Source organism: Streptomyces sp. CNT360 (genome assembly GCF_000424785.1).
In genome coordinates this window covers 57919-71289 of the sequence record NZ_AUKO01000018.1, presented here as the reverse complement: position 1 = coordinate 71289, position 13371 = coordinate 57919, and the positions used below count along the sequence as shown (strand labels likewise).

General features: G+C 71.8%; 10 protein-coding genes. 6 read left to right on the top strand and 4 right to left on the bottom strand.

All coding sequences use genetic code 11. From position 1 onward, the window contains the following. Positions 1–20: 20 nt before the first annotated feature. The 5 genes from H297_RS0116275 to H297_RS0116255 all read left to right on the top strand — a co-directional run bounded on the left by H297_RS0116275 (position 21) and on the right by H297_RS0116255 (position 5950). A complete protein-coding gene (locus H297_RS0116275) occupies positions 21–521 on the top strand; it encodes a DinB family protein (RefSeq protein WP_027737923.1) in 501 nt (166 codons plus the stop codon). Positions 522–740: 219 nt separating this feature from the next. Further along, positions 741–2219, top strand: a complete 1479-nt coding sequence (locus H297_RS0116270) for a hypothetical protein (RefSeq protein WP_027737922.1) — start codon at positions 741–743, stop codon at positions 2217–2219. Positions 2220–2366: 147 nt separating this feature from the next. Further along, positions 2367–3680 (top strand): AAA family ATPase, encoded by a 1314-nt coding sequence (locus H297_RS0116265; RefSeq protein ID WP_027737921.1) that lies wholly within the window; start codon positions 2367–2369, stop codon positions 3678–3680. Between the two features lie 56 nt (positions 3681–3736). Beyond that, positions 3737–5128: a DUF2201 family putative metallopeptidase gene (locus H297_RS0116260; RefSeq protein WP_078514201.1), complete on the top strand. Its 1392-nt coding sequence runs from the start codon at positions 3737–3739 to the stop codon at positions 5126–5128. An 84-nt stretch (positions 5129–5212) separates the two neighbouring features. Continuing rightward, on the top strand, positions 5213–5950 hold the full coding sequence (locus H297_RS0116255) for a GAF and ANTAR domain-containing protein (RefSeq protein ID WP_486589536.1): 738 nt from the start codon (positions 5213–5215) through the stop codon (positions 5948–5950). 55 nt (positions 5951–6005) lie between these two features. Here H297_RS0116255 and H297_RS0116250 read toward each other — a convergent pair whose 3' ends face one another. Then, positions 6006–6593 carry a TetR/AcrR family transcriptional regulator gene (locus H297_RS0116250; RefSeq protein ID WP_027737918.1) on the bottom strand — a complete coding sequence of 196 codons (588 nt, stop codon included), beginning with the start codon at positions 6591–6593 and terminating at the stop codon, positions 6006–6008. 66 nt (positions 6594–6659) lie between these two features. On the opposite strand from H297_RS0116250, the gene H297_RS0116245 reads away from it, so the two are divergent. Beyond that, positions 6660–7502, top strand: a complete 843-nt coding sequence (locus H297_RS0116245; protein WP_027737917.1) for an alpha/beta fold hydrolase — start codon at positions 6660–6662, stop codon at positions 7500–7502. A gap of 66 nt (positions 7503–7568) precedes the next feature. Here H297_RS0116245 and xdhC read toward each other — a convergent pair whose 3' ends face one another. Genes xdhC through H297_RS0116230 form a run of 3 tightly spaced genes read right to left on the bottom strand, consistent with a single transcriptional unit; the run spans position 7569 to position 12269 of the window. Continuing rightward, positions 7569–8378, bottom strand: a complete 810-nt coding sequence (gene xdhC / locus H297_RS0116240) for a xanthine dehydrogenase accessory protein XdhC (RefSeq protein WP_106959644.1) — start codon at positions 8376–8378, stop codon at positions 7569–7571. Position 8379: 1 nt separating this feature from the next. Then, a complete protein-coding gene (xdhB, locus tag H297_RS0116235) occupies positions 8380–10794 on the bottom strand; it encodes a xanthine dehydrogenase molybdopterin binding subunit (protein WP_027737915.1) in 2415 nt (804 codons plus the stop codon). Further along, positions 10791–12269, bottom strand: a complete 1479-nt coding sequence (locus tag H297_RS0116230) for an FAD binding domain-containing protein (RefSeq protein WP_027737914.1) — start codon at positions 12267–12269, stop codon at positions 10791–10793. Before H297_RS0116230 ends, xdhB begins: the two co-directional genes overlap by 4 nt. Positions 12270–13371 lie beyond the last annotated feature (1102 nt).

Below are 13371 nucleotides of genomic sequence, written 5' to 3'. Positions count from 1 at the left end.
GAAGAGGAAGGGAACCTCCTGTGCCCAGCACGGCACGCCGCGTCCGCCGCGGCGACACCCCGCCGCCCCGCACCGGGGACAGCGAGATCGAGGTCCTGCGGGGCTTCCTCGACCACCTCCGGACATCGATCGCCGCGAAGGTCGAGGGGGCGTCCGAACCGGAGGTGCGCACGCCCGCCGTACCGTCGGGCACGAACCTGCTCGGCCTGCTCAACCACCTGACGTCCGTCGAACGCTCCACGTTTCTCGGGGAGCACGTCACCGACTGGCAGACGACCTTCCGAGCCGCACCGGCCGAGAGTGTGGCCGAGGTCGTGGCCCGCTACCGGGAGGCGGTCCGGTACGCGAACGAGGTGCTCGACGGATGCACCGATGCCGGCGCCCCGGTCCCCCGGCCGCGACCGGTCCGGCCCGCTCCCAGCGTCCGCTGGGCCCTGGCGCACATGATCGAGGAGACCGGCCGTCACGCCGGCCACGCGGACATCCTCCGCGAGCAGGCCGACGGCTCGACGGGCCGCTGACACGCCTCCTCCGAGGCCGGACTCCAGCCACGAACCGAGGCGAGGGCGTGAACTGCTGCCGCGGGCACGGTTCCTGGCACGGGGCACCGCGGCACCGGGGACCGAAGCGGCTCAGCAAGAAGGGGACTGACAGACCACGGGCCAAGTGGTTACGATGCCGACGATGATGAACTTCTCCTCGTACGGATTGGGGGACTCGTCCGCGCAAGGTGAGTGCTGATGGCACCTCACCTCCCGGACGACTTCCCGGCCCGACTCCTGCTGTGGCAGCGCGTACGTGAATACGCCGTGCCCCCTTCCATGATCGAGACCGCGACGGCGCGCCGCGAGGCCGGTGACTGGGCAGGGGCTTGCGCCGCCGCCCGGATCGACATCGACTTCGACCTGCACGCCGTGCGTGACCGTCACGGCTGCGGTCTCCTCACCCGCCTTCGCGCGGATCTGCGGCGACTGGCACCGGACCTCCTCCGCTGGCACATGCCACGGATCCTGCCCGACGGTCGGCTCCGCCCCGGCCTCACCATCTGTCTGGCCCGTTACCGGGACCTCGGCGCCACGCCGCTGCAACTGATCGTGCGGACCCCGCCGGCCCGGGCGGACGCCGGGCAACGGATGTCTCTGGGGCTGTGGGAGGAGACGGGCAAGCACGCTCCGGAGCCGTGCGGACGCCCACCTGCGCACCCGGTCCCGCGCCCCCACCCGCACCCCCATCCGGACCGGCGTTTCCGGCTCGACCTGCACCGGCACCTCTGGGACGCCGCACGCAGCGGCGAACTGACGACGCGGTGCGGTGCGGCCGGCGAACCCTCCATCACGCCGCCGGACCGGTCGGTCCGACTCGGCCAACTCACCGCGCACAGCTCACCGTGGGCCACGGCGCGGTGGGCCGCCGAAGCGGAGTTGCTGTTGCGGGACGGGGGACGGCACCGCGGGCCCTTCACCGTGCGGCTCGGCGCCGGGAAACGGGCCGCACTCGAACTCGTCGCCCCCGACGACAGTCATGCCCCCACTCTCCGGCCGCTGGAGGACACGGTGCCGCCGCAGGAGGTCGCGAGGCTTCCGGTGCTGCCGGAGGCGGCGGCCAGGGTGCTGCCCGATGTGGAACTGCTGCGCTCCGGGCTCGTCACGGCGGAGCGGCTGCATCCGCTCGTCGCGGCGGCACTGGCACCGTCGTACCCGGCGGCGGCCGGTCCTGTCCCCGAGCCCGGCGATCCCCACCGGGTGGAGTGCCGGGGTGAGGTGCACCGGATCGCGCTGCGGGACGGGGCGCTGGCGGCGGTCGACCACGACCCGGCGCAGCTGCGGCGCGAGGAGCTGCTGGTGGCGCTCGGCGGGCCACCGCTGCCCTGCCTGCGGGCGATCGACGCGGTGCACCGTAGCCCGGAGGCCCTCCCGGCCGTCCGGGAGCGGCTGCGCCATGGGGACATCACCGGGGCCCTGACCGTGGTGGAAGGGCTCCTGGGTCCCGGCGCGGTCCTGCGCGACGGACCGCTGCGGAGGGAACTGGAGTCGGCTGCGGCCCGCCGTGTCGACCACGGGCTGTGGCGCACGGGGCTGGTCCCCGCACACCCCGGCACCGGCACCCGCACGGGCACGGCGGGAGGCGGTCGTCGTGCCCGGCTCGACCGCCGTACGCCTGGCGCAGTGCTCCGTAAGCGGAACAGCCGCGCCCGGCCCCGCACCGGCCTGCACTCCTGACTCCTTCCTCTCCCCGCTGTCCCGGCCTCTCTCCACGGCTTCTGCCGATGCCCTGCCCCAGCCGCGTGTCCCACGCCCTGCGCCCACAACAGCCGGTACGGGCCGCCCCGTCTGCCCGCGCCCTTCTCCCCTCCCTAGGTGATGCCCATGACTTCCTCTGCTTTCGTCACGGCCTCGGACGGCGTCCTGGCCGATGCCCCGAACGAGCCTGCCCGCCTCCACGAGTCCGGTGCCGGAACCCACCTGGACCTCGCCGACGACCTCCTGTCGCTGCTGCGGACGAGTACCAGCGAACCGCGCGCCGACGCGCAACTCGAAGCACTCACCCTGGCCGTCGCAGCCGACCTGCCCGTACTGCTCTGGGGCGAGCCGGGCATCGGCAAGACCGCTGCCCTGACGCAGCTCGCCCGCTCGCTCGACCTGCCGTTGACGACCGTGATCGCCAGCGTCCACGAACCGTCCGACTTCTCCGGGCTGCCCATCGTGGGTGACGACCCGGCGGCCCAGGGGGTGCCGATGGCACCGCCGCAGTGGGCCGTGGACCTCGTACGGGCCGGGCGGGGGCTGCTCTTCCTCGACGAACTGTCCACCGCCACCCCGGCCGTGCAAGCCGCGCTGCTGCGGGTCGTCCTGGAACGCAGGGTCGGTGCGCTGCAACTGCCGCCCGGCGTACGGATCGTGGCCGCAGCCAATCCGCGCGCATCGGCTGCGGACGGGTGGGAGCTGAGCCCGCCGTTGGCCAACCGGTTCGTCCACCTGCACTGGGTGCACGACCGGGACGTGGTGGTGCGCGGGCTGGGTGGGGTCTGGCCCCGCGCGCAGCTGCCCCGCCTGGAGCCGGACCGGCTGTCGGATGCGGTGGCCTTCGCCCGGCGTGCGGTGTGCGGGTTCCTGGAAGCCCGGCCCACGTTGATCCACCGGCTGCCGAGCACGGAGACGCGGCGCGGCGGCGCCTGGCCCTCGCCCCGGAGCTGGGAGGCCGCGTTGACCCTGCTGGCCTTCGGTACGGCGGCCGGAGTCTCCCGGGAAGTGCTGGCGCTCGTGGTGCGGGGCGCGGTCGGGGACGGCCCCGGGCTGGAGCTCCTCGCCCATCTGGACCGGATGGAGCTGCCCGACCCGGAGTCGATGCTGGCCGACCCGGCCTCCGCCGACCTGCCGGAGCGGGGTGACCTGCGTCAGGCGGCGCTGGAGGCGGTGGTGGCGGCCGTCGGTACGAGGCCGCGGCGGCAACGGTGGGAGGCCGGTTGGGCGGTGCTGGTCCGGGCGCTGGAGACCGGCCCGCCGGACCTGCTGGTCGCGCCGGCGACCGCGCTGGCCGCGCTGCGGCGCGACGACTGGGAGGTGCCGGAGACGGTGGAGCGGCTGGCCGGGGTCGTCGGTCTCGCCCGGCGGGCGGACCGGTCGGTGACGCAGGCCACGGCCGCCGACGGTGCCGGACACGAGACGGAGGCGGTCCGGTGACGCGGGCACGGGGCGAGGACGTTGCGATCACGAACGCAGGAGGCGAGGACGTCCCGATGACGGGGGCGGACACGCGCCCGGGGCCGCGCCCGAGACCGCAACGGGTGCCCCGCCCGTCCCCGCCACGCCAGGCGCGGCCCCGCGGGCCGAGGCCGACCAGCGCGGGTGGGCCGGCCGCCGGGACGGGGGCCCCACTGGACCGGGAAAAGCTGCTGGGCGCCCGGCTGCACGCGGTCAAGGTCCGTCCCTACCTGGCCGATGCGCTGTTCGCGCTGCATGTGGTGGAGGACCGCTCCGTACCGACGATGGCGGTGGACGCCTACTGGCGCTGTTACGTCTCCTCCGGTTTCGTGTCCCGCACCCCGGTCGAGGAGTTGGCGGGCGTGTGGGTGCACGAGGTCTCCCATCTGCTCCGGGACCACCACGGGCGCGGCGAACGGTACGCACGGGACCACGAGGAGCAGGCACCGGGCGCACGGAGCGGGGCAGGGGCCTGCGCGGCGGCCGACGGCGTGGCGAGGCTCCGGCGGAACATCGCCGCCGACTTCGAGATCAACGACGACATCTACGGGTACGGGCTTCCACGCCCTGCCGGGGCGGCGCTGCCGTCGATGCTGCGGCTTCCCGAAGGGCTTCTGATGGAGGAGTACCTGCGGACGGCGTCGATGTCCGGACCGCCCACGGAGCTGGCCTGGCTCGACTGCGGCAGCGGCGCCGACGGGCAGGTCCGGCCGTGGGAGCGGGGGCCCGGCGGGGCGCACGGGCTGACGAGGCAGCAGCAGGACGCGGTCCGCTTCCGGGTCGCGGAGGGGATCAAGGGCCGGCCGGGCGACGCCCCGAAGGGCTGGCGCCGATGGGCGGACGAGGCGTTCCATCCGCCGCAGCCGTGGCGCCAGTTGTTGGGGGCGGCGCTGCGCTCGGCGGCGGCTGCGCCGGGCGTGGGCGAGGACCACAGCTACCGCCGTCCCTCCCGGCGCTCGGCAAGCGTGCCCGGGGTGCTGCTGCCGAGTCTGCGCCGTACGCCGCCCCGGGTCTGCGTCGTGATCGACACCTCCGGATCGGTGAGCGATGCGGAGCTGGGCAGCGCGCTGCTGGAGGTGGCGGCGATCTCCCGGACGGTGGGCGGGCGACGCGACCTCGTCTCGGTGGTCTCCTGCGACGCCGCGGCCGGCGTCGCCGTCCCGCTCTGCCGCGCCGAGAACATAGGACTGATCGGGGGTGGGGGAACCGACCTGCGCTCGGGATTCGCCCAGGCGCTCCGCTCCCGCCCTCGCCCGGACGTCGTCGTCGCTCTCACGGACGGCCAGACGCCGTGGCCCACCGCCCAGCCGCCCTGCCGCACCGTCGTGGGCCTCTTCCCCCGCCCCGCCCGTGCCGTCGACGAGGACGACCCCGATCACACCCCGGACCTCCCTCCGTCCTGGGCACGTGTCGTCCACATCGGCTGAGCAGATGCCTCGGAGGGAGTATGCGGGCCGCAGCCCCCTGCCGGGTACGAGCGGCGTCGTCCGAACCGGGGCACGGTAGCGTAGGTGCGCACTGACGGCGACGCGAAACAGGAGGTGAGGGCCGTGGTGGACGACGCAGGGTTCAACATACGGCTGGCACGCATGGCCCGCGATCTCCTGGCCCAGGACTCGGTGGACAAGACGCTCCAGCGGATCGCGGCCCACGCCGTCGAACTGGTCGACGGCTGCGCCGACGCCGGTGTCCTCGTCATCGAGAAGACCGGCCGCGTGCAGACCCTGGCCGCGCACGGCGACCTCGTGCACGCCTCCGACAAGCTGCAGGAGGAGACCGGAGAGGGCCCCTGCTTCGACGCCGCCCGCCACGCGCAGGACGTGTACCGGATCGAAGACATCACCGCGACCTCCAGCCGCTGGACCCGGTACGCTCCACGGGCCCGGGAGCTGGGCATCGGCAGCGTCATGGGCTTCTGCCTCTACACGGAGGAGGACAACCTGGGCGCCCTCAACATGTACTCGACCCGACCTGGAGCGTTCACGGAGGAGTCCGAACACATCGGCTGGCTCCTGGCCTCCCACGCCGCCGTCGCGCTTTCCAGTGCCCGCACCCACGCCCAGTTGCACACGGCGATGGCCTCCCGGCACGAGATCGGCGAAGCGATGGGCATCATCATGGAGCGCTACCAGGTCACCGAGGACGACGCCTTCGCCGTGTTGAAGAAGAGCTCCCAGGACAGCAACACCAAGCTCCGCGACGTCGCCCGCGCTGTTGCCGGGACCGGGGAGCTCCCCGGCAGCCGGTGACCGGCCCGGGCCGCGCGCGGAGCTCGTACCCGTGTCCGCGGTCACCGCACAGGCGTCACCGTACGGCCTCCGTCTGCGAGTGGCGCAGCGCCGCGGCGTGGGCGGCGACCGTGCGCCCGGCGGCGAGGAGCGGTTCGGTGGAGCGCAGTGCGCGGGCGAGGACGAACGCCCCCTCCAGGGCGGCGAGCAGAGAGAAGACGAGGGTGCGGGAATCGGCTTCGGTCAGCCCGCGTGCGGTGAGGTACCGGCTGCCCGCGTCGACCCAGGTCTCCATCACCTCTGCGGCCACGTCACGCAGCTCCGGCTCGGTGTCGGCGATCTCGGCCGCGACGGTGCCGACGGGGCACATGTTGGCCCAGCCCGTGTCGCGCATGTCCTCGGCGGCCTCGGCGAAAGCCGCCTCGATCCCGGCGGCGAGATCGTCGTGCGCGTCGAGCAGCAACGGCAGAAGCTCCAGGTAGACAGCCCCGGTCTGCCGCAGTGCGGCCGCTGCGATCTCGCGCTTTCCTCCCTTGAAGTGGTGGTAGAGGGAGCCGGTGGGTGCACTTGCGGCGCGGGCGAGTTGGGTCATGCCCGTGGCGGCGTAGCCCTGTCGGCGCAGCAGTTCCGCCATGGCCAGCATGATGCGCTCTTCGGTTCTCATGCGCTCATGATAGAACGGTCATTCTAGAGAGGTCCCCCAACCTTCTCCCGCGAGCTGGAGGCTGCTGTGCGCGACGTCGAGGTTCCGGCCGGTGTCATCGAGTACGACACGGTGGGGTCGGGCCCACCGGTCGTTCTGCTCCACGGGCTCCTCATGGACCACACGGTGTGGGACCGTGTGCTGCCCCTGCTGCCGTCGGGGTTCACCTACCTGCGCCCCGTTCTGCCGCTCGGAGCCCATCGGCGGCCGATGCGGCCGGACGCCGATCTGACGCTGCCCGGACAGGTCCGCCTCGTCGCCGACCTCCTCGACGCGCTCGCTCTGGAGGCCGTCACGCTGGTGCACAGCGACTGGGGCGGGGCACTGTTCCTCACCGCCCAGGGCCGGGATCAGCGCGTCGCCCGGCAGGTGATCCTCCCCTGCGAAGCATTCGACAACTTTCCGCCCGGCCTCCCCGGCGCCATGGTGTCCCTCGCTGCCCGCGTCCCCGGCGGGCTGCAGTTCGCTGCTCGTCAGCTGCGGATCGGCGCGCTCCGGCGGCTACCGATGCTGTTCGGGCAGATGGCGCGGCGACCGGTGCCGGACGACATGATGCGGCGTTGGACCGAGCCTCTCCTCAGCGATCCCGGCGTCCGGCGCGATCTGGTCGCGTACTGCCGCGGGCCCTTCGACAAGAAGGAACTCGTGCGGGACACCGAGGCGCTGCGCCACTTCACCGGCGAGGCCCTCGTCCTGTGGTCGCCCCGCAACCGTGTGATGCCTCCCGAACACGGCCACCGTCTGACGCAGTTGCTGCCGGCAGGGCGCTATGCGGAGGTACCCGATGCGCACGTGCTGTCGATGCTGGACGAGCCGGAGACCGTGGCGCGCGAGATCGGCCGGTTCCTCACCACTCCCCCGGCCCCGTAGTCGGCGTAGTCGGCGTAGTCGGCGTAGTCGGCCCCGGCCTGACGGGCCCGTCGCGGTGGCCGCTTCTTACAAGCGTTCCCGCTCGAAGGTCCGCAGGAGGTCCGCCGCGACGCTCACGGCGATCGTGGCGGGTTCCTTGCCGGTGATCTCGCTCATCCCTATCGGGCTCTTGATCCGGTCGATGGCGGCGTCGTCGTGGCCGCCCTCGGTGGCCAGCCGTTTGCGGAACCGCGCCCATTTGGCGGCCGAGCCGATGAGTCCGATCGAGCCGAGACCGGTGGTGCGCAGGGCTGCGTCGACCAGTGCGGCGTCCTCGGCGTGATCGTGCGTCATGATCAGGACGTGGGTGCCGGGAGCCAGTTGCGCGAGCACCTCCTCCGGAAGCAGCGGTGTGTGGTGCACGTGGAGCTGCGCGACCGCTCCGCCGAGCGGTGCGAGCCGTTCGTCGGTGAGCAGCTCGGTACGGGTGTCGACCAGGTGCAGGTCGAGGTTGTGACGGGCCAGGATGCGGGCCAGCTCCAGCCCGACGTGTCCGACGCCGAAGAGCGCCACCGCGGGCACCACCGGCAGTGGTTCGAGCAGGACGCCGACCGCTCCGCCGCAGCACTGCACCCCGTGCCGGTTGGTGACCTTGTCGTTGAGGGCGAACTCCACCAGCTCCGGATCGGGATCGCTCGTGCCGATCCGCTCGCGGGCCCGATCGATCGCGACGGCCTCGATGTTGCCGCCGCCGATCGAGCCCCAGGTCTCGTTCCGTCCCACGACGAGCTTGGCCCCGGCCCGGCGGGGCGCGTGGCCGCGCACGGTCGCGACGGTCACCAGCACGCCGGGCTCCCGGCGTGCTCGCAACCGCGCGACCGCGGCCACCCAGGTCATGTCAGGCATTGCTCAAGGCGCTGGTGCCGGTGCGTACCCCACGCCCGCTTGGTGCCTTGTGAGCACGGCCGTCGAGCTGTACGTCACCGCTGCGGGCGGCTTCGATCGCCCAGTACACCGCCTCCGGGGTCGCTGGAGAGGCGAGTTCCACGCCGACTCCGGCAGGACCGAACGCCGCGGCCGCCTGCCGCAGCGCTTCCCGTACCGAGAACGCCAGCATCAGCGGAGGCTCACCCACCGCCTTGGAGCCGTAGACCGCGCCCTCCTCGGTGGCGTTCTCCAGCAGCGTGACGTTGAACTCCTCGGGCATCTCCGAGAAGCTCGGCAGCTTGTAGGTGCTGGCCGCCTGGGTCAGCAGCCGGCCGCGGTGGGGCCCGTCGCCGGTGTCCCAGCGCAAATCCTCCAGGGTCAGCCAGCCCGCACCCTGCACGAAGCCGCCCTCCACCTGACCGATGTCGATCATCGGGGAGAGGCTGTCGCCGACATCGTGCACGATGTCCACCCGGCGGATGCGGTACGCGCCGGTGAAGCCGTCGACCTCCACCTCGGTCGCCGCGGCGCCGTGGGCGAAGTATTTGAACGGGGTCCCCCGGAACGTCTTCGCGTCCCAGTGCAGCCCCTCGGTCCGGTAGAAGCCGGACGCAGAAAGCTGCACCCGCTGGAAGTACGCGGTGTGCACCAGGTCGTCCCAGGCCAGCTCCTTGTCACTGCCCAGAGCGCGGGCCACCCCCTGGACGATGCGCACATCCGAGGCGTTGGTACCCAACTGGGAGGCGGCCACCTGCAGCAGCCGCTGACGCAGCTGCTCGCAGGCGTTCTTCACCGCGCCACCGTTGAGGTCCGCACCCGAACTGGCGGCGGTGGCAGAGGTGTTGGGTACCTTGTCGGTACGCGTCGGGGCGAGCCGCACCTTGTGCAGCGGGATACCCAGCGTGGTCGCGGCCACCTGCAGCATCTTGGTGTGCAGGCCCTGGCCCATCTCGGTGCCGCCGTGGTTGATCAGGACGGAGCCGTCCTTGTAGATCAGCACGAGCGCGCCGCCCTGGTTGAAGGCGGTGAGGTTGAACGAGATGCCGAACTTGACGCCCGTGAGCGCGAGGGCCCGCTTGGTGTGCGGGTGTGCGGCGTTGAAGGCCGCGATCTCGCGCTTGCGGTCGGCGAGGCCGCCGTCCTGGTAGACCTGCTGCCAGACGGTGGAGATCCGTTCGGGCTGAGTGACCGGCTGCCCGTACGGTGTCGCCTGGCCCTGGCCCGGCTGGTAGAAGTTGCGCTCCCGCAGCTCCATGGGGTCCAGTCCGAGCCGCGGCGCGCAGCGGCCCAGGATGTCCTCGATCACCAGCATGCCCTGCGGGCCGCCGAAGCCGCGGAAAGCCGTGTTGGAGACCGCGTGGGTCTTGGCGATGCGACCGGCGACGCGCGCGTTGGGGATCCAGTACGTGTTGTCGATGTGGCACAGCGCGCGGGCCAGCACCGGCTCGGACAGGTCCAGGCTCCAGCCCCCGTCCGCGGTCAGGCAGGCTTCCAGCGCCTGGATACGGCCGTCCGCGTCGAAGCCGATCTTCCACTCGGCGTGGAATCCGTGCCGCTTGCCGGACATGGTCAGATCCTGCGTCCGGTTGAGACGGAACCGGACCGGCCGGCCGGTCAGCTTGGCGCCGAGGGCCGCGACGGCAGCGAACCCGTGCGGCTGCATCTCCTTGCCGCCGAAACCGCCGCCCATGCGCAGGCACTGCACGGTCACCTCGTGGCTCTGGACGCCCAGCACGTGCGCGACGATCTCCTGGGTCTCCGAGGGGTGCTGGGTGCTGCTTTGGATGAACACCTGCCCGTTCTCGTCGATCTGCGCCAGCGCCGCGTGCGTCTCCAGATAGAAGTGCTCCTGTCCGGAGAACTGGAACTCGCCGGTGAACACGTGCGCGGACTCGGCGAAGCCCTCGTCGATGTCGCCGGTGACCACCACGGGCTGTGCGCCGTGGAAGCTGTCGGCTGCGATCGCCTCCCGCAGCGTGAGCAGGGAGGGCATCTCGTCCAGTTCCACCTCGACGGCCGCCGCACCGAGCCGCGCCGCCTCCAGGGTCTCGCCGAGCACCCAGGCGACCGCATGGCCGTGAAACATGACCTCGTCGGGGAAGAGCGGCTCGTCGTGCTTCATCCCGGCGTCGTTGACACCGGGCACGTCCGCACCGGTCAGCACACGGACCACACCGGGCACGGCGAGCGCCGCCTCGGTGCGCAGCGCGGTGATCCTGCCGTGGGCCTTCGTGGCCTGGACCGGGTAGGCGTGCAGCACATCCTTGGTGCGGTGGACCAGGTCGTCGGTGTAGAGCGCGGTACCGGTGACGTGCTGGCCGGCGCTCTCGTGCGGCATCGAGACGCCGACGAGAGGCATTTCGGGACGCTCGGACAGATGACTCATGACGGCACCGCCTCGGTGGTCTGTGCGTACAGCTTGAGCAGGCTCTGGCCGAGCATCGCGGAGCGGTAGTCGGCGCTGGCTCGGTGATCGTTCATCGGCGTGCCCTGGGCCCGCAGCACCTGGGCCGCGGCCTCGACGGTCTCCCCCGCCCACGGCTTGCCCTCCAGGGCCGCCTCGGTGGCCAGGGCGCGGACCGGAGTGGCCGCCACGCCGCCCAGCCCGATGCGGGCCCTGCGGACGAGCCCGTCCTGGATGTCGAGCGCGAAGGCGACCGCCACGCTGGAGATGTCGTCGAAGCGCCGCTTGGCGATCTTGTGGAAGGCCGCGACCGGTGACAGCGGCAGCGGGATACGTACCGCGCGGATCAGCTCCCCCGGGCGGCGCACGCTCTGCCGGTAGCCGGTGAAGTAGTCCGCCAGCGGGACCTCTCGCTCACCGTCGGCACCGGCGAGCACCACCGAGGCCTCCAGCGCGAGCAGCACCGGCGGGCTGTCCCCGATGGGCGAGCCGGTACCCAGGTTGCCGCCGAGGGTCGCGCTGTTGCGGATCAGCCGGGAAGCGAACTGCGGGAAGAGCTCGGCCAGCAGCGGGACGTGGCCGTCGAGGCGGCGTTCGATCTCGGTGAGCGTCAGCGCCGCACCGATCTCGATGTGGTCGGACTCGACGCGCAGCTCCCGCAGTTCGGCCAGCCGGTCGATGGCGACCACGCAGTCCGCCCTGCGCGACCGGATGTTGACCTCCACGCCCCAGTCGGTGCTTCCGGCCAGGACGACCGCGTCGGGCCGCTCATCCAGTATCCGCAGCGCTGCGGCCAGCGTGCTCGGCCGCAGGAACACCCGGTCGTCCTGCGTGTATGCGGTGGCGACCGGCTCGGGCGGAGACTGCTCCCGCCGCTGCGCCAGCGGATCGTCCTCCGTGGGCGCGCCGACGGCGAACGCGGCGTCCCGGATGGGGCGGTAGCCGGTGCAGCGGCACAGGTTCCCGCTCAGGGAGTGCAGGTCGAAACCGTTCGGGCCGTGCTCGGAGTCGACGCAGGCGGCCGAGTCGGCGTCCGCCTGCCCGTCCGCGTGTGCGCACCGGTCGGGCCGGTAGTACTCGGCGGCCATGCTGCAGATGAACCCGGGCGTGCAGTAACCGCACTGGGAGCCGCCGCGGACCGCCATCTCCTCCTGCACCGGGTGCAGCGTGGGCGGCGTCCCGGGCTCGACGGTGGCGAGCCCCTCGGAGGTGACGATCTCCTGGCCGTCGAGGGCCGCGACCGGAGCCAGGCAGGCGTTGACCGCCACCCAGTCGGTGGGCTTGTTCACCCCGGGACGAGCCACCAGGACCGAACACGCGCCGCACTCGCCCTCGGCGCAGCCTTCCTTGCTTCCGGTGAGGCCACGCTCACGCAGGAAATCCAGGACCGTTGTGTGGGACGCGGCCGGGGAAATCGAGGTGACTTTCCCGTTGACCGTGATCCGCGCCGCTACCATGACACAACCTCATTTCGGTGCGCGGTCGTTCTGACTATCCTAGTCGCCATCACAGGGACTTTCTCTTTCGGTGGCGCCGTTTGAGAACCCGGAACGCAAATCGGCACGCGGCGTCGCGCCGCAGGCGGGGAAAGATATCGGGAGGCACCGGGGGCCGCAATGGGGCACGCACGGTGGAAGGCCGCTCAGCAGCCGTGTGCTACACGACCCGGCACCCAGGCGGCTCGCTGAGCGAGACGATGAAGGTCGGAGAGGGTCGACATCCGACTTCGCCTCCTTCCAGCAGCTCTCGAGTCGGTGTGCTTGAAGCTAAGTTGCGGCGGGCCCATCGGTCAAGACGACCTGCGGAAACAGACAGCGGTTCAGACGAAGCTACGACGCAAGGAGCAGCCGCCTCCCGGCGCATTGGTTTATCCTACAAATCGATGACGGCCACGCCATTCCCTTCGCAGAACAATACCCCCGGTAAATGCCTTGCCGCGCTTCCGCTGGATTTCAAGAATATTTCTCACCGCAGCGCGGGCACGAGAATTCGTCGCCGATCCCGACGATGCAGGTTCACGAGTTGCTCTTCGGGACCGAGGGGCGGCCACGCGGTGATCGGCGAAGACCAGTGGATCACCCCGTCCGGCCGCGCCCGCGCGGTAGCGGACACCTGTGCTGAGGCAGCCACCGCAGGTCGCTCGGCCCTTCGAGGAACACCAGTTGACTCCGCATTCCCTCGCGTTCTACGTGGATGTGCTCACGTCGGGTACGGTGCTCGGCGCCGAGCCGACGGACAGTCCCGAATAGGTCACCGCGATCCTGGGCTCCGACTTCGCCGAGAACTCCTCCGGCGGTCACAGCATGTGGCGCGACTACGGAATGGTCGAGTTCTTCTGGGAGAGGGAAGCGCGCGGCCACCCGTGGACGGGGCACCACTTCAGCCTCCAGGTGCATCGGCTCTCGTCCCTGGGGGCCGCTGTGTCAACAGGGCGGTCCGGGAGCGGTACGGCCGCTTCGACCGCCGTCTCCGCTGCGACGAACTGGCGCGGCTGCTGGCCGGACGCGGCATGCACCTGGAGCACGTCCCGGGCCCCGACGCACCCGAATACACCATGCA